At 62.3% G+C, this 24,228-nt stretch carries 21 protein-coding genes; 17 read left to right on the top strand and 4 right to left on the bottom strand.

Translation table 11 applies throughout. From position 1 onward, the window contains the following. Window positions 1-62: 62 nt before the first annotated feature. The 4 genes from EV130_RS07720 (at window position 63) to EV130_RS07710 (ending at window position 2,187) form a co-directional block, all read left to right on the top strand. A complete protein-coding gene (locus EV130_RS07720; protein WP_074060623.1) occupies window positions 63-539 on the top strand; it encodes a YcgN family cysteine cluster protein in 477 nt (158 codons plus the stop codon). Between the two features lie 49 nt (window positions 540-588). Beyond that, the gene (locus tag EV130_RS32495; protein ID WP_165918506.1) at window positions 589-1,083 is read left to right on the top strand and encodes a hypothetical protein; all 495 of its coding nucleotides are present in this window, start codon (window positions 589-591) and stop codon (window positions 1,081-1,083) included. An 81-nt stretch (window positions 1,084-1,164) separates the two neighbouring features. Next, window positions 1,165-1,806, top strand: a complete 642-nt coding sequence (locus EV130_RS07715; protein WP_132552725.1) for a hypothetical protein — start codon at window positions 1,165-1,167, stop codon at window positions 1,804-1,806. Between the two features lie 72 nt (window positions 1,807-1,878). After that, complete coding sequence (locus tag EV130_RS07710; protein ID WP_132552724.1) at window positions 1,879-2,187, top strand: Dabb family protein; 309 nt, start codon at window positions 1,879-1,881, stop codon at window positions 2,185-2,187. 213 nt (window positions 2,188-2,400) lie between these two features. On the opposite strand, the gene EV130_RS07705 is transcribed toward EV130_RS07710, so the two are convergent. Further along, on the bottom strand, window positions 2,401-3,615 hold the full coding sequence (locus tag EV130_RS07705) for an MFS transporter (RefSeq protein WP_207900867.1): 1,215 nt from the start codon (window positions 3,613-3,615) through the stop codon (window positions 2,401-2,403). Between the two features lie 585 nt (window positions 3,616-4,200). Here EV130_RS07705 and EV130_RS07700 point away from each other — a divergent pair. From EV130_RS07700 to EV130_RS07660, 9 genes are all read left to right on the top strand, one after another. Next, entirely contained in the window at window positions 4,201-4,449 is a 249-nt protein-coding gene (locus EV130_RS07700) for a hypothetical protein (protein ID WP_022714559.1), read from the top strand. Window positions 4,450-4,501: 52 nt separating this feature from the next. Continuing rightward, window positions 4,502-5,173 carry a response regulator transcription factor gene (locus tag EV130_RS07695; protein WP_074060626.1) on the top strand — a complete coding sequence of 224 codons (672 nt, stop codon included), beginning with the start codon at window positions 4,502-4,504 and terminating at the stop codon, window positions 5,171-5,173. After that, on the top strand, window positions 5,163-6,566 hold the full coding sequence (locus EV130_RS07690; protein WP_074060627.1) for a sensor histidine kinase: 1,404 nt from the start codon (window positions 5,163-5,165) through the stop codon (window positions 6,564-6,566). The genes EV130_RS07695 and EV130_RS07690 overlap by 11 nt, the downstream gene beginning before the upstream one ends. A gap of 118 nt (window positions 6,567-6,684) precedes the next feature. Then, window positions 6,685-7,110, top strand: a complete 426-nt coding sequence (locus tag EV130_RS07685) for a hypothetical protein (RefSeq protein ID WP_132552722.1) — start codon at window positions 6,685-6,687, stop codon at window positions 7,108-7,110. A gap of 115 nt (window positions 7,111-7,225) precedes the next feature. Then, the gene (gene ccmI, locus EV130_RS07680; RefSeq protein ID WP_132659887.1) at window positions 7,226-8,356 is read left to right on the top strand and encodes a c-type cytochrome biogenesis protein CcmI; all 1,131 of its coding nucleotides are present in this window, start codon (window positions 7,226-7,228) and stop codon (window positions 8,354-8,356) included. Continuing rightward, complete coding sequence (gene ccmE / locus EV130_RS07675) at window positions 8,353-8,805, top strand: cytochrome c maturation protein CcmE (protein ID WP_074060630.1); 453 nt, start codon at window positions 8,353-8,355, stop codon at window positions 8,803-8,805. Before ccmI ends, ccmE begins: the two co-directional genes overlap by 4 nt. Continuing rightward, window positions 8,802-10,790 (top strand): heme lyase CcmF/NrfE family subunit, encoded by a 1,989-nt coding sequence (locus EV130_RS07670; protein ID WP_132659885.1) that lies wholly within the window; start codon window positions 8,802-8,804, stop codon window positions 10,788-10,790. The genes ccmE and EV130_RS07670 overlap by 4 nt, the downstream gene beginning before the upstream one ends. Continuing rightward, window positions 10,787-11,242, top strand: coding sequence for a cytochrome c-type biogenesis protein (locus EV130_RS07665; RefSeq protein ID WP_074060632.1), 456 nt, complete (start codon window positions 10,787-10,789; stop codon window positions 11,240-11,242). Before EV130_RS07670 ends, EV130_RS07665 begins: the two co-directional genes overlap by 4 nt. A 93-nt stretch (window positions 11,243-11,335) precedes the next feature. Then, window positions 11,336-13,552 (top strand): adenylate/guanylate cyclase domain-containing protein, encoded by a 2,217-nt coding sequence (locus EV130_RS07660; RefSeq protein ID WP_132659883.1) that lies wholly within the window; start codon window positions 11,336-11,338, stop codon window positions 13,550-13,552. Window position 13,553: 1 nt separating this feature from the next. Here the strand turns inward: EV130_RS07660 and EV130_RS07655 are convergent, their stop codons facing one another. Together EV130_RS07655 and EV130_RS07650 are read right to left on the bottom strand one after the other, a co-directional pair. Then, window positions 13,554-14,075 carry a YHS domain-containing (seleno)protein gene (locus tag EV130_RS07655; protein WP_132659881.1) on the bottom strand — a complete coding sequence of 174 codons (522 nt, stop codon included), beginning with the start codon at window positions 14,073-14,075 and terminating at the stop codon, window positions 13,554-13,556. Window positions 14,076-14,116: 41 nt separating this feature from the next. Continuing rightward, a complete protein-coding gene (locus tag EV130_RS07650; RefSeq protein WP_132659879.1) occupies window positions 14,117-14,707 on the bottom strand; it encodes an ankyrin repeat domain-containing protein in 591 nt (196 codons plus the stop codon). Window positions 14,708-14,966: 259 nt separating this feature from the next. On the opposite strand from EV130_RS07650, the gene EV130_RS07645 reads away from it, so the two are divergent. The 4 genes from EV130_RS07645 to EV130_RS07630 all read left to right on the top strand — a co-directional run bounded on the left by EV130_RS07645 (window position 14,967) and on the right by EV130_RS07630 (window position 21,792). Next, window positions 14,967-16,523: a Do family serine endopeptidase gene (locus tag EV130_RS07645; RefSeq protein WP_132659877.1), complete on the top strand. Its 1,557-nt coding sequence runs from the start codon at window positions 14,967-14,969 to the stop codon at window positions 16,521-16,523. A 150-nt stretch (window positions 16,524-16,673) separates the two neighbouring features. Beyond that, window positions 16,674-17,351: a response regulator transcription factor gene (locus EV130_RS07640; protein ID WP_196776326.1), complete on the top strand. Its 678-nt coding sequence runs from the start codon at window positions 16,674-16,676 to the stop codon at window positions 17,349-17,351. After that, window positions 17,348-18,754: a sensor histidine kinase gene (locus tag EV130_RS07635; protein ID WP_132552717.1), complete on the top strand. Its 1,407-nt coding sequence runs from the start codon at window positions 17,348-17,350 to the stop codon at window positions 18,752-18,754. Before EV130_RS07640 ends, EV130_RS07635 begins: the two co-directional genes overlap by 4 nt. Before the next feature lie 83 nt (window positions 18,755-18,837). After that, window positions 18,838-21,792 carry a bifunctional [glutamine synthetase] adenylyltransferase/[glutamine synthetase]-adenylyl-L-tyrosine phosphorylase gene (locus EV130_RS07630; protein ID WP_132660200.1) on the top strand — a complete coding sequence of 985 codons (2,955 nt, stop codon included), beginning with the start codon at window positions 18,838-18,840 and terminating at the stop codon, window positions 21,790-21,792. On the opposite strand, the gene EV130_RS07625 is transcribed toward EV130_RS07630, so the two are convergent. After that, entirely contained in the window at window positions 21,789-24,107 is a 2,319-nt protein-coding gene (locus EV130_RS07625; RefSeq protein ID WP_132552796.1) for a PAS domain-containing sensor histidine kinase, read from the bottom strand. The genes EV130_RS07630 and EV130_RS07625 overlap by 4 nt on opposite strands. Window positions 24,108-24,228 lie beyond the last annotated feature (121 nt).

Here is a 24,228-nt window from a genome sequence, read left to right as displayed (position 1 = left end):
CCGATAACAAGAGAATTGAAGGCGGCTCACGCGGATTTGCGGACGCTGTTGCAAGAAAACGAATGACGAACGAACGACCCTTCTGGAAGCGGAAAACGCTGAACGAAATGAACCAAGAGGAATGGGAAAGCCTCTGCGACGGCTGCGGGCTCTGTTGCCTCAACAAGCTGGAGGAGTGGGATTCGGGGGACGTCTATTTTACCTCCGTTGCCTGCAGGCTCCTTGACGGCCAAACTTGCCGTTGTTCGAACTACGAGAAGCGGCGGGATTTCGTGCCGGACTGCGTGCAGCTGACGAAGGCGAACGTGCAGGAGATCGCCTGGTTGCCACCGACCTGTGGCTACCGTCTGGTGAACGAGGGGCGCGATCTTTACTGGTGGCATCGGCTGGTTTCCGGCGACCCGGAAACAGTGCACCTGGCTGGCATTTCCGCTCGCGGGCGGACGATCAGCGAGACGGAGGTAGATCCCGGCGACCTGGAAGATTATATCGTCGACTGGCCGCTGACGGTGGGCGACGGCGAGCGGGCGAAAAGATAGATCCCGGCTCAAGCGGCCGCGCGACGCTTTCGAAGGCGCAGGGCGGGAAGTGGCAGCCGACTTCAAGGGAAAGGCGGCACTCGCTGCCGGCGACGCGCAGCGACGCCGGACCCTGGATGACCGTGGAATTCGGCGCGGCGGGCGACACTTAGGCGACCGGGCGCACGACAAAGGGTGGCAATCGGGAGACGGGAGGCCGGAGACGATCGAGGAAACGGCGGAGTTGGTGACGGCTGCCGGTGCGGCCGCTCGCCGCACAGGCTCGATGCGTTCGTCGCTGACGGCGCCGATACTGGACGGCGCGGCGAGCCAATGGTGCGGCGGTTTGAAGGATCCGCCGTCTCGCCTTTTGGGATTTATCGGGTTATCGCTGCTTGGGCGGCTGCGGCGCCGGGCGCGGCATTTCGCGCGTCGGGCGGATCTGGCGCCATTCGTTTTCCATCTGGTCGACGAGGTGCTGGGGAATGGTGGGCTGGCTGTTGGCGGGCGCTTGCATTCGGTCTCCTGTCCTTCGGCGAGCTTCGACAGAAAACGAATGACATAGGCCAAATGCGGTGTAAATCAGGGGTTTAAACGCTTTAAACGATTGAATTTATTTTAATCGATTAGGACCGGGTCAAATTTCATGGTTATCCACATCGATCGGACGTTCTTCTTCGATAGTGTGCGGCAAAGCTTGTTCAAGGGTGCCCTTTGCGCGGGTCAGGTCGAGGGCATGACGGCGATTTTGGACGTCTTCGAGGAACGCATGCCGCAGGCGGACTGGCGGTGGCTGGCCTACATCCTGGCGACGGCTTTCCACGAGACGGCCTTCACGATGCAGCCGGTGCGCGAGACGTTGGCCGACAGCGACGCAAAGGCGATCGAACTTCTCGATAACGCCTATGCGGCGGGCAAGCTTTCCTGGGTGAAGACGGTGTACTGGAAGCCGGACGAGACCGGAAAGTGCTGGCTGGGGCGCGGGCTGGTTCAGCTCACCCACAAGCGCAATTACGAGGCGATGAGTGCAATCACCGGCATCGACCTCGTCGCCGAGCCGGACCGGGCGATGGAGATGGCGGCCGCCGTGACGATCCTGGTCGAGGGCATGGTGGTCGGCAGTTTCACGGGGCACAGGCTTGCAGACCACCTGAACGCCGAAAAGGACGACTGGGTGAACGCACGCCGCATCGTCAACGGCACGGACCGGGCCGAGAAGCTCGCCGGATACGGCCGGACCTTCCATGCGGCCATGCGCCCGCAAGAGGCCCCGGGCACGAGCAGTTGATGGGGTGGCTTGCGCGTGCTATCGCGCCGCTTTGTTGAGGCAGAGACTTTGTTGAAGATGAGGAGTGCCCCGGTGATCCGCCATATCGTTTTCTTCACCGCAAGCGCAAAAAACCTGGAGGCGGTGCGCGCCGGGCTTTCGGTGCTGACGGCGATACCGCATGCGCGGCTGCTGGAGATCGGCACCAATGTGAAGACCGATCAGCTCGGCACCGATGTCGACCTGGTAGTCTACGGCGAATTCGACGACGAGGCGGCGCTTGCGGCATACAAGGCGCATCCTGATTACCAGCGCTCGATCGAAATCGTGCGGCCGGTCCGGGAAATGCGGATCGCCGCCGATTATGATGTTGAGACAGCGGTAAGGCAGCCGCTCGGCTGATGCAATCCATGGTCCGCGACTGTGGCTCCTGACGCTTGAGCTTGATTGCGACCATTTGAAGTTTCGCTCCGTACTTGAATTTTTGGGGCCTGTCACCCTCACCCGTCTTGCCGGGGGCGAGAGGCTTCTTGAAGGCCACGGCGGCGGATCGTTGCGCGCGGCTGACGCGCATGTAGCCGCAGGCGAAGACCAATGACGGAGCAAAGATGCGCTTCAGGGTCGTGACGGAACGAGCTGCTTTGCCGACCTGACCATTCCGGCCAGCATGAAAACAAAGATCAGGGCGAGGGCGGCAAGCACTGCGCAGACGGTAAGCGTCAACCCGGTACCGGCGCGGTCGAGGGCGGCGGTGAATATGACGGGGGCGATGGCGTTGGCGAGGTTTTGCGGCAGCGAGAGGCGGGCGGCTTGCAGGCCGTATTCGCGCGGCGAGAAGAAGGCGAGCGGCAGCAGCGCACGGGCAACGGCAAGCACGCCGGAGCCGAAGCCATACATCACGATGAAGGCGACAAGCAGCGGCGTCGAGGCGCTGCACAGCAGAAGCATGAGAAAGCTCGCCAGCATGAGGCTGATGCCCATGAACGAGGTGAGGATCGGATTGCCGCGTTTGCCAAGCAGCATGTCGAGCCCGCGGGCGGAAATGCCGATGAGGCCGCGGGCCGACCCGAGCTGCAGGGCAAGCGCCGGCGACGCCCCGGACTGGCGAAAGATTTCGATCAGCGACGGGGCAATGCCGAAGCTGATGAAGGTGCCGAGCGTCGTCGAGGTGGCGATAAGCAGGAAGGCCTTGCGGCGCTCACGCGGCGACAGTGCAATCGGTGGCGTATCCGCGGCAGTGCCTTGGCTGTGCGTTGCGGCGGGCTTCGGCAGCGCGAAAAGATGAAGCGGCAGGCAGACGAAAACGTGAAGTGTTGCCGAAAAAAGGGAGGCGGCTCGCCAGCCATAGGCGTCCGTCATCAGCGCCAGGACCGGCCAGAAGAGCGTTGCCGACAGGCCGGTGAAGAGCATGAGGATGGCGATGATCCGCTTGCCGTTCAGGCCCTCTCGCTCGACGACGGCGGTATAGGCAGGGGCCGAAAGACCAAGCGCGCCGCCGAGACCGATGACGATCCATGAAGCCGCATAAAGGACGATCCCATGCGTGGCGGCAAGCATGAGCAGGCCCGCCGCGAAGGTGACCGAAGATGCGGCGAGCACGCGGGCAGCACCAAAGTGCGCGAGCCAGCGGCCGGTCGCGGGGCCTGCCAAGGCGCTGACGACCATCATGACGGTGAGGCCGGCGAATACCACTTCGTTGGGCAGGTCGAGATCGGCCGCCACGACGCGGCCCATGACGCCGAGCATGTCGAAGGTGGTGCCCCAGCCGATGAGTTGGCTGACGGCAAGCACGGCGATCGTCTGCGCTGAGCGCGAGGGAAACTTGAACATTCGTGCTGGAACGGATTCGAGGGCTGAGGATCTGGGCCATAGCAGTTTCGCATGTGCGGTGAAAGCCGCGGAAGCCATTTGCGGAAAACGACCTCACCTGACTGGCAAGAGGGGTGGCCGCTCATCTCCGGCTCTCAATCAAGACGTTTCGTGAAGGACAAACATGACGGCACGCGTCACCCGCCCTCGTCCCTGGAGGCTGCTTGGGACACGCTCGTTGGCGAAGCCCATCTGACGCTGTGAGCGTGGGGCGCTTGCCGATGCGAGGGCGCGGGGGTTGAGATGTCTTTGTCCCTTTCGTGTCGACGGCCATCAGTTCGCCGCCCGATCCTTTGGGTGGCCCAGGCCAGGCAGCTTGTTGACCGGCGGTTTGGCGATCGGGCAGGTCGCTCACTGAGGAAATCTCGGGGCGGGATTTCTGTGTTTCAAGGGTATCGCGCGCTTTCGTCTTTTCTGCGGTGGAGCTTGTTGGAAAATACAGTCCAGAATTGTTCTAAACATCAGGCGCTACAGGGCATTCATTTGCCATTCAGGTCACGTGAGTACATAGTCGGACCAAGTTGGAATTACGTTGGAAGCATGCACATGGCCTCTCCCTTGAGCGTCGTAGTTTTGGCCGCCGGGCTGGCGGTATCGGCGCCTTCACCGGACGAACCGCGCGGTCTGATCGTGCGCGTCGCAGGCGATTGCAGCGCCGCGGCCGAGCAGGTCGTCGAGCAGACGGGCGGGCAGCTTCTTTCCGTGCAGCCGTCCGGCAACACCTGCATCATCACGGTTCTCGTCCAAGGCAATGGCCAGCGTCCACGCAAGGTGACAGTCAGGGTTCCGATGTAGGCGGAATCGGCCTATGAAGCACCAGTGATACACTTGAGGTGAGAGCGGACCGATGCGCATTCTGGTAGTCGAAGACGATGTCAATCTGAACCGTCAGCTCGCCGATACGCTGAAGGAGGCGGGCTATGTCGTCGATCAGGCCTTCGACGGCGAGGAAGGGCATTTCCTCGGCGACACCGAGCCTTATGACGCGATCATCCTCGACATCGGCCTGCCGGAGATGGATGGCGTGACCGTCCTTGAAAAGTGGCGCGGTGCGGGCCGCGGCGTGCCGGTTCTGATCCTGACGGCCCGCGACCGCTGGAGCGACAAGGTCGCAGGCATCGATGCCGGAGCCGACGACTACGTGACAAAGCCCTTCCATGTCGAGGAAGTGCTGGCGCGCATTCGCGCCCTGATCCGCCGTGCGGCCGGGCATTCCTCCTCCGAGATCATCTGCGGGCCGGTGCGGCTCGACACCAAGACGTCCAAGGCGATGGTCAACGGTGTGACGCTGAAGCTCACCTCGCACGAATACCGGCTGCTTGCCTATCTGATGCACCATATGGGCGAGGTGGTCTCGCGCTCGGAGCTGGTCGAGCACATGTACGACCAGGATTTCGATCGCGATTCAAATACGATCGAGGTGTTCGTCGGCCGCCTGCGTAAGAAGATGGGCGTGGATCTGATCGAAACGGTGCGCGGTCTCGGCTACCGCATCCAAGCGCCGAACAATGCGCATTAAGTCGCTCACCGCCCGCGTTCTGCTCCTGACGACCGTCTGGTCGACCGTGGCGCTTGTGGTGATCGGCCTGCTCATCTCCACGCTTTATCGCCGCAGCGCCGAGCGCGGTTTCCAGGATCTGCTGCGCGCCCAGCTCTATAACGTCATCAACTCCGTGACCATCGGCGATCAGGGGGCGCTGAGCGGCAGCCCGCAACTCGGCGACCTGCGCTTCGCCCAGCCGAGGACGGGCTGGTACTGGGTGGTGGAACCGCTCGGGACCTATACGGCGGCGCCGCTGGTTTCGCCGTCGCTGGGATCGGCGACGATCCCTGTTCCCTCTGTGCTGGAAGCGCCCTTCGACAAGAACTACGAGCGCTACTACCAGGTGACGGACGCGACCGGAAACCGCGTGCAGGTGGCGGAAACCGAAGTGGTGCTCGACACCGACGGACGCGCTGCACGCTTCAGGGTGTCGGGCAATGTCGAGGTGGTCGAGAGCGATGTCAGCAACTTCTCCCACAGTCTCTATCTGGCGCTTGCCGGTTTCGGGGTCGGAAGCCTGATCGTCAATGCGCTTGCCATTCTCTACGGCCTGAAGCCGCTCGACAAGGCGCGCGCGGCGCTGGAACGCATCCGGGCGGGAGAGAGCGAACTGCTGAAGGGCGATTTCCCGCGGGAAATCCTGCCGCTTGCCAACGAGGTGAATGCGCTGATCGACAGCAACCGGCGCATCGTCGAGCGCGCCCGGATGCAGGTCGGCAACCTGGCGCATTCGCTGAAGACGCCGATTGCGGTTCTGCTCAACGAGGCGAGGGTGCTGGAGCGCTCGCACGGCGAGCTGGTGCGCAGCCAGGCAGAAGCGATGCAGGGCCAGGTGCAATCCTACCTCAACCGGGCACGTATCGCTGCACAGCGCGAATCGGTACTGGCGCGTACCGATGCCGAACCTGCACTCGAGCGGCTGGTGCGCGTGATGCGGCGGCTCAATGGCGACAAGGAGTTCGAGCTCAACGTGACGCCCCAGAACCTCGCGGTCGCCATGGAGCAGCAGGATCTGGAAGAGACTGTCGGCAACCTTTTGGAGAATGCGTCGCGTTTTGCCACGACAAAGGTGCGGCTCAGCGCAGTCGAAGCAGCCGAGGACGTGAAGGGTGCTGAGGCAAGCGCGCGGCGGCACTGGGTGGAGCTCGTCGTCGAGGACGACGGACCTGGACTGGAACCCGACCAGATCCGCGAGGCGCTGAAGCGCGGGCGGCGACTGGACGAGAGCAAGCCGGGAACTGGCCTCGGGCTTTCGATCGTCACGGAGATTTCCCACGAGTATCAGGGCCGCCTCGAACTCTCCCGGGGGGAGTGGGGAGGCCTGAAGGCGCGGCTAATCCTGCCCGGCGTCACAAAGGATGTTGCATGAGCAATTGCTTGATGCCACAAAGACATAGGCAATTGCATAGCATGCTTTGCCTTAATGCTGACATGGGGCGATGCGCATCTGGCGGCACTGATTCACACCCCGATGCTGGTTTGACCGAATGATGTTACGACCGAGTGTTTTGATCGTTTCTTCGCTTCTCGTTGCCGTTGCGCTGTCTTCGTGCACGACCTCCAAGAGCGGCGGCTCGGGCGGACTGTTTTCCCGCAAGCCTTCGGCATCGGCGGCTTTCATCACGGCGCTGCAGGGCGGAATTGCCGGCCGCAGCGGCGTGCAGCTGAGCGACAGCGACAAGCAGCGGGCTCTGGAAGCCGAATACCGGGCGCTTGAAGGCGCCGGTGTCGGCCAGCCGGTCGTCTGGAGCGGGCGCAATGTAAGCGGCAAGGTTGTGGCCGCCGCCCCCTATCAGGTGGGTTCGCAAAACTGCCGTCAATACACGCATACGCTGAATGCGCAGGGCAGGGACACCGTCACGCGTGGCGCGGCCTGCCGCAACAGTGACGGAAGCTGGTCGCCGCTCGGGTGATTTCGGCCGGTGCTGCCAGTGACGTGCTGCTGAAATTGCGGCGAAACGCCTCAAATCTTCGTCATTCCGACTTTGCCAGTTGGAATGGTCCCGCGCTTCAAGTATTTGAGCCGGTATGATGTTCTGGATTCTGGTGGCCGTGATGACCGCGGCTGTTGCCGCCTGTCTGCTTTATCCGCTCTTGCGCGGCGCAAAGGCGGCTGACGACGACCGTGCCGGCGAGGCGGCGGTCTACCACGATCAGCTGCGAGAACTCGATCGCGATTTGGCTTTCGGATTGATTTCCTCCGACGAGGCGGATTATGCGCGGGCCGAAATCGGCCGCAGGCTGATTGCCGTGTCGGCTGCCGAGCCGAAGGCGGAACGCAAGCCCGTTCGCCCCCACCGTTTCAGCGAGGCTTTCGTTCTCCTGATGCTGCCGGTTCTCGGGCTCTGTCTTTACATCACCCTCGGCCGCCCTGATCTTCCGTCGCGGCCGTTGGCGGATCGGCTGGCCGATCCCGGCAACGACATGGCGATGCTGATCGTGAAGGCGGAGCGGCATCTGGCGGAGGATCCGGAAGACGGCAGGGGCTGGGACGTGCTGGCGCCGATCTATTACAATGCGGCGCGGCTTGCCGAAGCGGAGAAGGCCTACCGAAATGCGATCCGGCTGCTCGGGGCGAGCCCGATCCGCCTCGACGGGCTGGCCGAAACGCTGATAGCTGGTGCCAATGGCGTGGTGACCGAGGAGGCCCGCAAGGTGCTGGAGCAGTCGCTTTCGCTCGAGCCTGACAATCCGCGCGCGCGGTTCTACGTGGCGCTCGGCCTGGAGCAGGCGGGGCAAACAGGGCAGGCGAAGGCGGCCTTCGAGGCGCTGGCGAAAGGATCGCCTGCCGATGCGCCATGGCTACCGCTCGTCAACGAGCATATCGCCAAGAACGGCGGCGCTCCGGTGGTGGCGGATGGCAAGGGCGATCCGACAGAGGAAGATGTCGCAGCGGCGCAGGATATGAGCAGCAGTCAACAGCAGCAGATGATCCGCGCCATGGTGGAGAGCCTCGATGCAAAGCTTGCCGCAGACCCGAACAATTTCGAGGGCTGGATGCGGCTTGTCCGCTCCTATGCCGTCTTGAACGACAAGGATCGTGCCGCAAGCGCGCTGAAGCGCGCGCTGGCGACCTTTCCGGCCGACGGCCAAGAGGGCAGACAGCTGATGGCGCTGGCCCGCGAACTCGCCATTGCGGCGGAAGGAGGCACGCAATGACGCGCAAGCAGAAGCGCCTGGCGGTGATTGGCGGCGGCATGGGCTTCATCCTCGCCGCGGTGCTGCTCGTCATGTTCGCCTTCAGCCAGTCGGTCGCTTATTTCTACATGCCGGCCGACCTTGCCAAAACACCGGTGGCGCCGCAGACGCGCATCCGCCTCGGCGGGCTGGTCGGCGAGGGCAGCGTCGTGCGCGGCGCAGGCTCGACGGTGGAATTTGCCGTCACCGACGGCAGCGGCGACGCGGTGAAGGTCAAATATACCGGCATCCTTCCCGACCTGTTCCGCGAGGGGCAGGGGGTTGTGACGGAAGGCACGTTTGCAGCCGGCAGCCGGGAGTTCATCGCCGACACGGTGCTTGCCAAGCACGACGAGAAATACATGCCGAAGGACGTTGCCGACCGGCTGAAGGCGCAGGGTCTGTGGCAGGAAGGCGAGGATACGCAATGATCATCGAGATCGGCCACTACGCACTTGTCCTGGCGCTGGCGGCAGCGATCGTTGTTTCGCTGGTTCCGGCAATCGGCGCGCGCAGGCTCGACCAGGCGATGATGGATGTCGCCCCGCTCGGCTCCGTCATGCTCTTTGGACTGGTGAGCTTCTCCTTCGGCGTTTTGACCTATGCCCATGTGGTCTCCGACTTTACCGTCCGGAACGTCTGGGAGAACTCGCATTCGCTGGTGCCGCTGATCTACAAGTATTCCGGCGTCTGGGGCAATCACGAAGGCTCGATGATGCTGTGGCTGCTGATCCTTACGCTGTTCAGCGCCCTGGTAGCGCTCTTCGGCCGCAATCTGCCGGACAGGCTGATGGCCAATGTGCTTTCGGTTCAGGCCTGGATCTCCTCCGCCTTCATCCTCTTCATCCTGTTGACCTCCAACCCGTTCGTCCGTCTCGACCCGGCACCGGCCGAAGGCCGCGACCTCAATCCGGTGCTGCAGGATATCGGGCTCGCCATCCATCCGCCGCTGCTTTATCTCGGTTATGTCGGCTTTTCGGTATGCTTCTCCTTTGCCGTCGCCGCCTTGATGGAAGGCAGGATCGATGCAGCCTGGGCGCGTTGGGTCAGGCCCTGGACGCTGGCGGCCTGGACCTTCCTGACCCTGGGCATCGCCATGGGCTCCTACTGGGCCTATTACGAACTCGGCTGGGGCGGCTGGTGGTTCTGGGATCCGGTCGAAAACGCCTCCTTCATGCCGTGGCTTGCCGGTACCGCGCTGCTGCATTCGGCGCTGGTGATGGAAAAGCGCGAGGCGCTGAAGATCTGGACCTTGCTGCTGGCGATCCTCACCTTCTCGCTGTCGCTGCTCGGCACCTTCCTGGTGCGCTCCGGCGTCTTGACCTCGGTGCATGCCTTTGCCAGCGATCCGAGCCGCGGCGTCTTCATTCTTTGCATTCTCATGCTCTTCATCGGCGGGGCGCTGTCGCTGTTTGCGTTTCGCGCACCGCGTTTGAGTGCGGGCGGCCTGTTTGCGCCGGTCTCGCGCGAAGGTGCATTGGTGCTGAACAATCTGATCCTGACGGTTGCCTGCGGCACGGTCTTGACCGGGACGCTCTATCCGCTGCTTCTGGAGACGCTTACCGGCGACAAGATCTCCGTCGGCGCGCCGTTCTTCAACATGACCTTCGGGCTATTGATGGCACCGTTGCTCGTCGCCGTGCCGTTCGGGCCGCTGCTTGCCTGGAAGCGCGGCGACCTTCTGGGCGTGCTGCAGCGCCTTTATGCCGTGGCAGGGATTGCCTTGGCCGCGGCGCTCGTCGTCTTCTACATCGAGCACGGCGGGCCGGTGCTGTCGGTGCTCGGGCTGGCGGCCGGGCTCTTCCTGGTCGCAGGCGCGCTCGCCGATCTCTGGTACCGCGCCGGCATCGGCAAGGTGAAGGCGCATGTCGCCTGGAAGCGGCTTTCGGGCCTGCCGCGCTCGGCCTTCGGCACCGCACTTGCGCATGCCGGGCTTGGCGTCAGCGTCATCGGCATCGTTGCGGTGTCGGCCTTTGCAACCGAGCATGTGCTCGAGATGAAGCCGGGCGAGACCACCGAGGCGGGCGGCTACACGCTTTCCTTCGACGGCCTGAAGCCGGCGAAAGGGCCGAATTATACCGAGGAGCGCGGGCATTTCACCGTGCGGCGGGGCGGCGCCGAGGTCGCCGAGACCTGGTCGGCAAAGCGCCTTTATGCCGCCCGTCAGATGCCGACGACGGAAGCCGGCATCCTGACCTTCGGGGCAAGCCAGCTCTACGTGTCGCTCGGTGATCCGACCAGCGACGGCGGCATCGTCGTGCGCATCTGGTGGAAGCCGTTCATCCTGCTGATCTGGGGCGGGACGCTGCTGATGGCGGTGGCCGGCTTCGTGTCGCTCTCCGACCGGCGGCTGCGCGTCGGCGCCCCGCGCCGAAAGGCAAAACCGGCAAAACCGGCCATGGAGGCGGCTGAATGATCCGGCCGCTCCTGCTTGCCATCGCGCTGTTTCTTACTGCAGCACCAGCCTTTGCCGTCAATCCCGACGAGGTGCTGGCCGATCCGGCGCTTGAGGCGCGCGCCCGGGCGCTGTCGGCTGAACTGCGCTGCATGGTCTGCCAGAACCAGTCGATCGACGATTCCAATGCCGATCTCGCCAAGGACCTCAGGCTGCTGGTGCGCGAGCGCATCACCGATGGTGACAGTGACGAGCAGGTGCTGAACTACATCGTCTCGCGCTACGGCGAATTCGTGCTGCTGAAGCCAAGGCTTGGCATCCGCACCCTCCTGCTTTGGGGTGCGCCAGTGCTCCTGATCGTCGTAGGCGGCATCTCGCTGCTGGTCTTTGCCAGGCGGCGCGCCGGAAGGCCGACCGGTAGCCCGCTGACGGCGGAGGAAAAGGCAAGGCTCGACGAACTGCTCGGCAAGTGATTACGCCCGTATCCTTTTGACAGCATAATGGCTTCGCCGATCAACCTGCGGTAAGATGCGCGCCCGGAAGCCATCGCAGCATGCGGGGAAGACATGGAGCGCCGTCTTGCAGCAATTCTGATCGCTGACGTCGCGGGTTACAGCCGTTTGAGCCAGATCGACGAAGAGGGCACGCGTCGCTGTTTCCAGGCGGATATGGACGACATCATCCTGCCCAAGATTGCCGAACATCACGGCCGGCTGGTGAAGACCATGGGCGACGGCCTGCTTGTTGAATTTCACAGCGTTGTCGATGCCTTGCATTGCGCAATCGACGTCCAGCGCGAAAAGGCTCTGCAAGAAGCAGCAAGCGATGGAACGATGCGGCTCGATTTCCGCATCGGCGTCAACCTTGGAGACATCATTGTCGAGGGCGACGACATTCACGGCGATGGCGTCAATATCGCCGACCGCATACAGGCGCTCGCCGAGCCGGGCGGGATCGCCATCTCCGGCACGACTTTCGATCAGGTAAAAACCAAGCTCGACGTGGGCTTTACCTCGCTTGGAAGGCAGAAAGTCAAAAGCATCGCCGAGCCTATCCGCGCCTACCGCATCGTGCTGGATCCGAACAAAGCGCGGATATTCCAGACGAGCTTCAGGCGTCTGTTGAGGATGCCTTCCGGCTTTGCGGCTGCCATTGCCGTCCTGCTTTCGGCCGCTCCCACAGCCTTCTGGTGGCAACCTTGGGACCTTGGCCCGACGCCAACGGCGGTCGAGCGCTTCGCCTATCCCCTGCCGGACAAACCTTCCGTGGCGGTGTTGCCGTTCATCAATGTCAGCGGTGATACCGAGCAGGATCATCTGGCGCAGGGACTGACCGACGACCTGATCACGGAGCTGTCCAAGGTCTCGGGGCTCTTCGTCATCGCCAGGCATTCGGTATTTGCCGTTCAAGTCGGTGCAGGCAAGATCCAGGATGTTGCAGCGGAGCTCGGCGTCCACTACGTGCTCGAAGGCACGTTGCAGCGCGCGGGGCCGCGTCTGCGCATCAACGTCAAGTTGATAGACGCGCTGAGCGGGCTTTCGGTTTGGGCCGAGCGCTACGACCGCCAATATGCCGATCTGTTCGCAATTCAGGACGACGTCACCGGCAAGATCATCTCCGCGCTCGCGGTAGAACTGAGCGATGGCGAGCGCACGCAGCTGGAGCGGATACCGAGCGACAATCTTGAAGCCTATGATTACTACATGCGGGCCGAGCAGGAGGGCCTTGCCTATAGCGACGTGGAAACCTATCGCCGCACGCTATCCTATTATCAGAAGGCGATCGATCTCGATCCGGACTTTGCCGATGCGCATGCCGGCATTGCGCGCGTTGCCGTCGACGTCTGGCGCAATGACTACAACTTCTTATGGTCGGCGGCGGTGGCGCGCAAGATCGCCTATGATGCGGCCGGACAAGCGCTCAAGCTCGACCCCGACAACGCGCGCGCCCACACCGTTCTTGCCCTGCTGCAGCTGGTTGACGGTCGGGCCGCGGAGGCGCGCGACTCGGCAAAGCGGGCGGTGGAGGCGCAGCCCAACAGTGCGGAAGCCTTCGGCAACCTGGCTTTGATCCTCGTCCATACGGGAAGTCACGAAGAAGCGGTAGCTGAGCTGGAAAAGGCTTTGCGGCTCGATCCCGCTCCCCCGCCGAGCTTCCAGCTGCTGGCCGGAATCGTCTTTTACACCGCGCGGGAAAACAGGCGCGCAATTCCGCTCATCGAGGCGGCGCGGGATGCGCTGCCCAACGCGGAGCCTGCACGCGAGTACCTGACGGCAGCCTATGCCCATGAAGGGGACCTAGCTCGCGGCGGCCAGGAAAAGGCCAAGCTTCTGGAACTGTTTCCGGACGCCAACCTTACCTACTACAACTATCTCTACGACTATTGGCGCGAAGACGACCTGGAGCATCATCTGGCGGGATTGCGCTCGGCCGGGATTCCGGAATGGCCGTTCGGTTTTGCCGGTTCGCAAGCCGATCAGCTGGATGCAGAAGCCCTGCGCAACCTGATCGGCGACAAGACATGGAACGGAAAACACAAGAACGGGACGGTGTTCGTCCAGTATTTCGACAAGGCGGGCAATACCGCCTACCGCAGCGCCAATACCAACATCACCGGCACGGTGGAGGTGCAGGGAAACCGGCTCTGCGAGCGCTTCGGCGGCTATTTTCTCGATCGAATCGTGTGCGGGCAGGTCTACAGAAACAAGGACGCCGCCCAAGGCGGCGCCCAGTATGTTCACGTAACCCCGCAGGCGCTGAAGTTCTTCTCGCTGAACCCGTGAATCACTTGGCCGACATATGCTGCCAGTCCTTGCGCGCTTTGTCGGAAATCAGGGTGCTTTGTACCTGCGACCAGTGCTTTTGGGAATCGACCACCTTGGTCGGCTTTTTCTCGAAGCCTTCCGCGGCACCGGGATCGTAACTCAGATAGAGCTTGCCATCGATGATCCGCCATGCCTTCGGATCGATATTGGTCGTGACGGTTCCGAAGGAAACGCCGTCAGCGCAATAGCCGCCGTACTGAGGCGCATATCTGCCGGGTTCGGCAATGAAGCGGTCGCGGTTTTCCGAACTGGTGAAATGCCATTCGGCACCCAGCCACCGATACGAATGGGCCGGAGATCCTTCCACGGCCCTGTTCTCGGTAAAATAGGCCACCGGATCGTAGCCCTTGATCGCCACGTCCCCGAAATAGCCGGTGTTCACCGGCTCTTGCGCAAATGCCGGCTGCGCAAATGCCAAGAGCATCGCGGCGCCAGCGATAATATAGGCGACGGTGCCGCCTGTCTGCTTGCGATATGACATGTGTCCATTCTCCCAGTTCGGGCAATGAGATGCAGCAAGCGTTATTTCCGCTTCGTGCACTCGCCGTATAGCCAGTCGCCGACCAGGTCGGCCTGCTGGCAAACAGCGCCCGCTTTCAAAAGCAAGTCTGCGGCATCCCAATGGGATCGCCATCCGGCCTGCGTCAACGGCGTGTAGCCGTTGCGTTCCTTCGCCTCTATGTCTGCCTTGTGCGAGACGAGAAAGGCGACGACATCGGCATGCCCTTCTTCGGCCGCCGCATGAAGCGGCGACATTTGGTAGAAGTTCTTTTCATCATTGATCGACGCACCCTTCGATACGAGCAGTTCGACGACATCAAGATGTCCGCCATAGGCGGCCGCGTGCAACGCCGTCAGTCCGCCTTTGTTTCTGATCTGGATATCGGCGCCTTTTTCGAGCAGAAGCGCGACGATATCCTTGTTGCCGGCAAGTGCCGCGATCAGTAGCGGCGGCTCTCCTGCCGCATCCGGCTCGGCGATGTTCGCGCCCTGACCGACAAGCTTGCCGGCATGTTCAAGATTGCCGTCCCTTGCCGCTTCGTGCAGAGGACCAGCCCAAGCGAGCGATATTCCAAGCAGGATGCCCAACGCAGATGTGCCGACGACCCTCATCGCATGACCCTTGCCCGAAGGCGACCTCGTAGAAGCGGAGAATATTTAAGGTATCATGAATATATCTGAGGGAGCAAGGAGTACGGCGCGCAACCCGTCGAGGCGCCCCGGACACCGGGATCTTACGGCCTTTGTTCCTACATTACGAATTTTTCATTGAGCGGACAGTTCGCAGTAAGGTGCGGCATCCTATATGTCCATCCATAGACCTATCCGGCATTGGCCGGGACGAAGACAAGAAGAAGAGAAGGTGCCTAAGATGTTCAAGACTCCCTCCCTCAAAACGATGCTGAAGGCGTCCACAGTCGCAGGTCTCGCTGCCGCCGTGTTTGCAACCGGTGTGCCGCTTGAGATCACGCGTTCCTACGCCGAAGCCGTCAATGTTCAAGCTCCGTCGGTCCCGAGCTTTGCGAATGTCGTCGACGCCGTTTCCCCTGCCGTCGTTTCCGTTCGCGTCGAATCGCGGATCAATCCGGCCTCCGACAGCACCGATGGCTTCGCGTTCGATTTCAACGGCCGCGGTTTCGACGATCTTCCGGACGACCATCCGCTGAAGCGCTTCTTCAGGCAGTTCGGCGAACAAGGCCCGAACGGTCCGCAGGGCGGCCCGAACAGAAGGTTTGGCCCGCCCGATGGCAAGGGTCGCCTGCGCCCAGTCGCACAGGGCTCCGGCTTCTTCATTTCCGAGGACGGCTATGTCGTCACCAACAATCACGTCGTTTCCGACGGCTCGGCCTTCGTTGCCGTCATGACCGACGGTACCGAGTTTGACGCCAAGCTGATCGGCAGGGATCCGCGCACGGACCTCGCAGTGCTCAAGGTTGACGGCAAGGGCCGCAAGTTCACCTATGTCAACTGGGCCGACGACGACAACGTGCGCGTCGGTGACTGGGTCGTGGCGGTCGGCAATCCGTTCGGTCTCGGCGGCACGGTAACGGCAGGCATCATCTCGGCCCGTGGCCGCGATATCGGTTCCGGTCCTTATGACGACTACCTTCAGGTGGACGCAGCCGTGAACCGCGGCAATTCGGGTGGTCCGACCTTCAACCTCAGTGGCCAGGTGGTTGGCATCAACACCGCCATCTTCTCACCGTCGGGCGGCAGCGTCGGCATCGCCTTTGCGATCCCGGCTTCGACTGCCAGGGACGTCGTTGCCGACCTGATGAAGGACGGTACGGTTTCGCGCGGCTATCTCGGCGTGCAGATCCAGCCGGTTACCAAGGACATCGCCGATTCCCTCGGGCTGTCGGAAGCCAACGGCGCGCTGGTCGTCTCGGCTCAGGATGGAACGCCGGGCCAGAAGGCGGGCATGAAGGCAGGCGACGTCGTCACTGCCGTCAACGGCGAAACGGTCAAGGATGCCCGCGATCTCAGCCGCCGAATCGGCGCCATGCAGCCTGGCAGCAAGGTCGAAGTGTCGGTCTGGCGCGACGGCAAGGCTCAGTCACTTACCGTTGAGCTCGGCACCTTGCCGGTTGACCAGAAGGACGCTTCCAACGACGACAATCCGGCACCGCAGCCCGAGGCGCCGGCATCCGAAAAGGCGCTCGCCGACCTTGGCCTGACAGTCGGTCCCTCCGATGACGGCAAGGGTCTGACGATCACCGGCATCGACGCGGATTCGGATGCTGCCGACAAGGGCATCAAGCAAGGCGAAAAGATCACGTCGGTGAACAACCAGCAGGTCTCGAGCGCCGATGATGTCGTCAGGGTTCTGAACCAGGCGAAGAAGGACGGCCGAACCCGGGCTCTCTTCCAGATCCAGTCCCAGGAAGGCAGCCGCTTCGTTGCGCTGCCGATCAACGGCCAAGGCTGATCCTCCCCCTTGGCCTAAAAGGGAGCCGCGATCCGACCTGCGCGCGGCTCCCTTTCTCCATCCTTTTCAAGGACAACGGCGATGACCCCACTGCAACAGGATGACGCTTTGAGCTTTGCCCAAACGCAACCGGCAGGTAATGTCGGCCGCATGAAGATTCTCATCATCGAAGACGATCTTGAAGCCGCGGCCTACCTCACCAAGGCCTTTCGCGAGGCGGGCATCGTCGCCGATCACGCAAGCGACGGCGAAAGCGGGCTCTTCATGGGGTCCGAAAACAGCTACGACGTGATCGTCATCGACCGCATGCTGCCGCGCCGCGACGGGTTATCCGTCATCAGCGAGTTGCGGCGCAAGGGCATTCATACGCCGCTTCTCATTCTTTCCGCCCTGGGCCAGGTCGATGACCGCGTGACCGGACTTCGCGCCGGCGGCGACGACTATCTGCCGAAGCCCTATGCGTTCAGCGAGCTTCTCGCCCGTGTCGAAGTGCTCGGCCGCCGCAAGGGGACGCCGGAGCAGGACGTGGTCTACCGCGTGGGGGACCTTGAACTCGACCGACTTTCCCATGAAGTCCGGCGCGGCGGCAAGGAAATCCCGCTGCAGCCGCGAGAATTCCGCCTTCTCGAATATCTGATGAAGAATGCCGGTCAGGTCGTCACGCGCACGATGCTGCTCGAGCATGTCTGGGATTACCACTTCGATCCGCAGACGAACGTTATCGACGTGCATGTCTCGCGCCTGCGTTCGAAGATCGAGAAGGACTTCAGCCGGCCGCTGCTGAAGACGATCCGCGGTGCTGGATACATGATCAAGGACGAGGGATGAGCCGTTTCTGGGTTCTCTTCAAGTCCACCGCAGTCCGCCTTTCGGCCCTTTATATCCTGCTTTTCGCAATCTGTGCCGCAACGCTCGTCTTCTACGTGACGGCGATGTCGCAGCGACTGCTCAGCGGACAGATCCGCGAGGCCGTCCAGCAGGAAGTCGATGTCGTCAGGCGTGCGTATGATCTTGGGGGCATGAACGCGCTGCTGCGCGCCATGGAGCGGCGCACGCGCCAGCCAGGCGCCAATCTCTATGTCATTGCCGGCCCGTCGGGCGATATCCTTGCCGGCAACGTCGCCTCGGTGCAGCCGGGCGTCTTTGAGGAAACCGGCTGGACCTCCGTTCCCTTCTTCTATCAACGCTACGCCGACAGCGGGGTCGATCGCCGCCACATGGCAATCGCCAATATCTTCGTGCTCGACAACGGCCTGCGCATTCTCGTGGGCCGCGATCTCGGCGAGCCAGAGCGCTTCCGCGTGCTGGTGCGCCAGGCGCTGATGATCGCGCTTGCGATCATGGGCCTCGGCGCCATCATCATCTGGTTCGGTATCGGACGCAACGCGCTGAGGCGGATCGATCGCATGTCCGCCGCAAGCAAGAAGATCATGGCGGGCGATCTCTCGCAGCGCCTGCCGGTCGGCGGTTCGGGCGACGAGTTCGACCGCCTGTCGGTTTCTCTGAACACGATGCTGGAGCGCATCGAAAAGCTGAATGAAGGTCTGCGGCAGGTTTCCGACAATATTGCTCACGACCTCAAGACGCCGTTGACTCGCCTTCGCAACAAGGCCGCGGATGCGATTGACACGGTCAATGAGGATCAGCGCCGCCTGGCCCTGGACGGCATCATCTCGGAATCCGATCAATTGATCCGAACTTTCGATGCGCTACTTATGATCTCGCGCGTGGAAGCGGGTTCTGTCGCAGCGGAGATGTCGCCAATCGAGCTTTCGACGATCGTTGCCGACAGCGCAGAACTTTACGAGCCGGTTGCCGAAGAGGCCGGACTGGTGCTGACATCCAGCATCGAACCCGGCATATCCATCCAGGGCAACCGCGAACTGATCGGCCAGGCGATCTTCAATCTGATCGACAACGCGATCAAATATTCCGGGGATGCCAAGGGCGGTGAAATCAGCCTGAAGCTGCTGCGCCGGCCCGACGGCATTTGCCTTTCGGTGGCCGACCACGGCCCAGGCATCCCCGCCGACAAGCGCGAGGATGTCGTCAAGCGCTTCGTGCGGCTTGACGAGAGTCGGTCGAAGCCCGGCACAGGCCTTGGCCTTTCGCTGGTCGAGGCAGTGATGGAACTGCATGGCGGCACGCTGGAGCTTTCCGACACAGATCCAGGAAGACGAGACGGTCGTGGCCTTACCGTCAGCGTGATTTTCCCCTTCAAGCCTGCTTAGGGTTGGCCGCCCCGCGTTGTGACCCTAGGTTAGGGGGTCGTATGGCAGCGCTGATTGCGGACGCGGCCGCACCGGGAGGTGAAATGCTGACGAAATCGACACATAGCCTGAAGGATGTGGCTGGCGGTCTGTTGCGCCCGTTGAACCATTCCGAGCTCAAGCTGGCGCTCGCCGACCTTCAGGATATCGGCAGACACGAACCGTCGGTCGCCGCGATGCTGAAGGCGGGTGGTCCGCTATCGGACTTCATCGCAGCGGTACTGACGCTTTCGCCCTATCTTCGAGAGATTGCCAATATCGACAATGCGGTTGTCGCTGCTGCGATTTCATCGCCTATCGAGCCGCAGATCGAAGAGCTGATTGCAAAGGCGCGCGACTGCTGGAAGCCCGAAGAGGGGATTTCGCCCGCAGAATCTGCCGTCATGAGCCGGTTGCGGATCATCAAGCGGAAAGTGGCGTTTCTGGTCGCTCTCGCCGATCTCGCCGGGCTCTTCGACGGCAGGCAGACGACGGCCTGGCTGAGTGCCCTGGCCGAAGCCTCGGTCAAAGCCGCGATCGACCATCTGCTTTTGTCTGCCGATGATGCCGGCAAACTGCAATTGAAGGACGCCCACAATCCGAGCGAGGGTTCCGGTCTGGTCGTGCTGGGGATGGGAAAGCTCGGCGCATCGGAACTGAACTATTCGTCCGATATCGATCTTGTGGTTTTCTTCGACGAGCATGCCGGCATCGTGCCTGATCCGGATGATGCGATCGACGTCTTTCCGCGGCTGATGCGCCGGCTGGTGCGAATCCTTCAGGAGCGGACGGCCGACGGATATGTCTTTCGCACCGACCTGCGCCTGCGCCCAGACCCCGGTTCGACGCCGCTTGCGATCCCGGTCGATGCGGCGATGATTTATTATGAGGGGCGCGGCCAGAACTGGGAGAGGGCAGCCTTCATCAAGGCGCGGCCCGTTGCCGGGGATATGAAGGCGGGAGAGGGGTTCGCGAGCGGGCTTGCGCCCTTTGTCTTCCGCAAATACCTGGATTATGCGGCGATCGCCGACATACATTCGATCAAGCGGCAGATCCACGCCCACAGGGGTCACGGGGCAATTGCGGTCAAGGGGCACAATGTCAAGCTCGGCCGCGGCGGCATTCGCGAGATCGAGTTCTTCGTGCAGACACAACAACTGATCGCCGGCGGTCGCATGCCGGCGCTGCGCAGCCGTGGCACGGAAGAGACGCTTGCCGAACTCACCAAGGCGAAATGGATCGATGCGGAAACGCGCGACGAACTGACGGAGGCCTACTGGTTTCTCCGTGATGTGGAACACCGCATCCAGATGGTGCGCGACGAGCAGACGCATTTGCTGCCGGAGACAGAGGCCGATCTGAAGCGCATCGCCTTCATGATGGGATTTACCGATACGCAAAGTTTTGCTGAGCGGTTGGTGGAGGTGCTGCGGACCGTGGAGCGGCGCTATGCGCGGCTCTTCGAGCAGGAGACCAAACTGTCGACCGATACCGGAAATCTGGTGTTCACGGGTCAGGCCGACGATCCGGATACGCTTGAGACGCTGAAGAAGCTCGGCTTCAAGCGTACGTCCGATATTTCCCGCATTATCCGCACCTGGCATTACGGCCGCTATCGTGCGACGCAATCGGTCGAAGCGCGCGAGAGGCTGACGGAGCTCGCGCCGGAACTGCTTCGCGTCTTCGGCGAAAGCAAGCGGGCCGACGAGGCGCTGCTGCGCTTCGACAGCTTCATTTCCGGCCTGCCTGCCGGCATTCAGCTTTTCTCCTTGCTCGGCAGCAATCCGGCGCTCCTTTCGCTGATCGTCAACATCATGTCCTCGGCGCCGAAGCTTGCCGAGGTGATCGCCGCCAAGCCTCATGTCTTCGACGGCATGCTCGATCCGGGACTGATGGCGGAGCTGCCGACGCGTGAGTATCTGGGCGAACGTTTAAGGGCATCGCTGGCGCAGGCGGGCCATTACGAGGAAGTGCTGGACCGGCTGCGCATCTTTGCGGCCGAGCAGCGCTTCCTGATCGGCATCCGGCTGTTGACCGGCGCGATCAACGGGCTGATGGCAGCCCGCGCCTTCACCCATCTCGCCGACCTTGCGATCGAAGCAGCCCTCGATGCGGTCAGGCAGGAGATGCGGGCGGTGCACGGCGATTTTCCCGGCGGCAAGGTCGTCATTGCCGGCATGGGCAAGCTTGGCAGCTTCGAATTGACGGCGGGCTCAGACATCGATCTCATCCTACTCTACGACTATGATGATGCCGCTTCAGAATCCGACGGCGTGAAGCCATTGGATGCCGTGCGTTACTTTACCCGCTTGACGCAGCGGCTGATCGCGGCGTTCTCGGCGCCGACCGCCGAGGGCGTTCTCTACGAAGTCGACATGCGGCTTCGCCCGTCGGGCAACAAGGGCCCGGTCGCCACGCGCATCAGGTCTTTCGAGAAATACCAACGCGACGAGGCTTGGACATGGGAGCATATGGCGCTCAGCCGCGCTCGTTTGATCTGTGGTGATCAGAGCCTGATGAGCGAGGCGGAACGGATCATCTTGGATGTGCTCTCAAAGAAGCGCGATGCGGCAAAGGTGAGCCGCGACGTCGCGGAGATGCGTGAACTGATCGACAAGGAGAAAGCGCCGGACGGGATCTGGGATCTGAAACTTGTTCCGGGCGGCGTGATCGATATCGAATTCATCGCGCAATATCTGGCGCTGATCGCGCCGGCCAGAAACGTCCCTGCGACGATCGGCGGGATGAATACCGGCGAGGCGCTGAAGACGCTCGGCGGCAAGCTCATGCCGGCGGCAGACCTCGACCTCTGCCTGGAGGCGTTCACGCTCTATACCGAACTGTCGCAGCTGATTCGGCTTTGCATCGACGGGCCCTTCGATCCCGCCGAGGCGCCGTCGGGTCTGACCGAGCTGGTGTGCAGGGCAGGGGATTGCCCGGACGTCAAGACGCTTGAAGGTGAGGTCAGACGGCTTTCGAAGGCTGTCCGGAAGATATTCCAGACGACGGTGAATTCCTAGCGCGCTTTATCCGGAATTCGGAACGAGACGACGGTGCCGACCGCCTCACGTGAACGGATGCGCATCTTGCCGTCGTGAAGCGCCGTCAGCGAGCGGGAAATGGCAAGGCCAAGACCTGAACCGCCCTTGCTCTTGGCATATTGACTCTGAACCTGCTCGAAAGGCTGGCCGATCTTCGTGAGCGCTCGCTGCGGGATGCCGATCCCGGTATCGGCGATCGTGACGATGACGCCTGCTGCGTCACGTCGGGTGCGCAACGCGATACGGCCGCCGTCGTTGGTGAACTTCACCGCATTGGAGAGAAGGTTGAGGAGGATCTGCTTCATGGCGCGGCGGTCTGCCGTCAGCGTCATGCCATCACAGACGCGCTGCTCGATGACGATGTTCTTCTGGGCTGCGGGAATGGCGGTGAAGCGCAGGCTCTCCTCGATCAGCGGTGCAAGATCGATCTTCTCGCGGTGCAGTTTCATGTGTCCTGCCTCGATCTTCGACATATCCAGGATATCGTTGATGACGTTGAGCAGGTGCTTGCCGCTGTCATGGATGTCGCGGGCATATTCGTCGTATTTCAGTGAACCGAGCGGACCGAACATCTGGTTCTGCAGAATTTCGGAGAAGCCCAGGATGGCGTTGAGCGGCGTGCGCAGCTCATGCGACATGTTGGCAAGGAATTCCGACTTCGCCTTGTTCGCCGCTTCCGCGCGTTCCTTCTCGGCCTGGTAGTTGGCGTTTGCCACCGAAAGAGCAGCTTTTTGACTTTCCAGCGTCTGACGCGATGCCTTGAGGTCGCCGATGGTCGCGATGAGACGCCGCTCGGACTCGCGCAGGCGCTCCTGGTTGCGCTTCAGAAGCGTGATGTCGGTACCGACCGAAACCATGCCGCCGTCGCGGGTGCGGCGTTCATTGGTCTGCAGCCAGCGCTCGTCGGCAAGCTGGACCTCCGTCGTGCGCGAATGGCCGGCGCCATCGGCATCCGCCATGCGTCGCTCGATGACTGGCCGGGCGGCTGCGGCGTTAACGACGCTGCGCTCGGTGCCTGGAACGAGGACGCTGTCGGGAAGCCCGTAGGCCTGCTGAAAGTGGGCATTGCACATCACCAGGCGGTCGTTCTTGTCCCAGAGAACGAAGGCTTCCGAGGTGCATTCGATCGCGTCCGCAAGGCGCTGGTCGGCCTCGGCGTAGCGCTGCGCGAGGCGATGCTGTTCGGTCACGTCCATCGCGATGCCGATCATGTGCACGCGGCCCGAATTGCTGCGGATCATCTGGGCGCGGGCGCGCATCCACACATAGTGGCCGCCGGCATGGCGCATGCGGAAGATCTGGTCGACCTGGCCAGAACTGCCCTTGGCAAACGAGCGTGCGATCTCGTGCAGCCCGCCGTCTTCCGGATGCATTAGCCGTGCCGCGTCGCCGAAGGAAATCGTCTTGTCGGAAGCCGGCAGGCCGAGCATGCCATACATCGAACGCGACCAGAAGAATTCGCGGCTGTCGAAATCGAAATCCCAAAGCCCGCAGCGGCCGCGCGAAAGTGCCGTCTCGACGCGCTGGTTCGATTCGACGAAGATCTCGTCGGCGTCCCGGGCACGCTTGACCTGCATGTAGTAGGCATAAAGGATCACCAGCAGGATCGAGGAAATGCCGGCAAACAGCGTCACGTTGAGCGTCAGCTCCTCGCGCCAGAGCCTGCCGATCTCGTCAAGCGAGGTTGCAGCGATGATATAGCCGCCGGTGCTTCCGACAAGGGTGATTTCGGCGTAATGCGGATTGCCGCTGATCGTCGTTTCGATGACGCCGGCCCGATCCCCGAAACGGCGGATGGCGGAAACCTCGGGAAAGAAATCGCCAGCATTCGATCCAACATAGGCAAGGCCTGCAGTAGATGCGGCGAAGACTTTGCCACTCGTCTGCACCAGCAGAATGAAGGAGCCGCTGCCGAGACGGTCCTGCGGCAGGAATCTTGCAAGTTTTGCTTGGGCTTCGGCGGCTTTGCCGTTGTCGAAGAGATCGCTGGAATCGGCAAATACGGCTGCGGCGGTCGCCGCCGAAAGTGCGGTTGCATGCCGGGCGGCTGCGCCCATGCGGGCATATTCCGACATCATACCGAAAAGATGCGAGGCTGCGACGACGGCCAGGAAGGCCACGATCAGTGCCGGGATGGCGCGCTTTAAAACGACTTCGGTTTGCGGAAGGCGGCTCGCTATCGGCTTGGAAATCGCCGCGCTACGATTGGAGGCATTGCCGTGCCAGGCACGAAGCCCCTCAAAATCAACACGCAGCCGCCCTCCGGCCGCAGTTGCCCGCCGCACGTTCATCATCACTAGCCTTGATCCCTCGTGCGATTCGCAGCGCCGCTCGCTCGAACCTCACTCACTGAATCATTCCTGATTCGCCGTGTCCAGAGGGAAAGGTAAAAATCTGTTAACTATCTACACGTGC

The sequence above is a fragment of the Rhizobium azibense genome, assembly GCF_004342325.1.
Lineage (GTDB): Bacteria > Pseudomonadota > Alphaproteobacteria > Rhizobiales > Rhizobiaceae > Rhizobium > Rhizobium etli_B.
The sequence above is the reverse complement of the archived record's forward strand: the minus strand, read 5'-3'. Positions and strand labels throughout refer to the sequence as shown.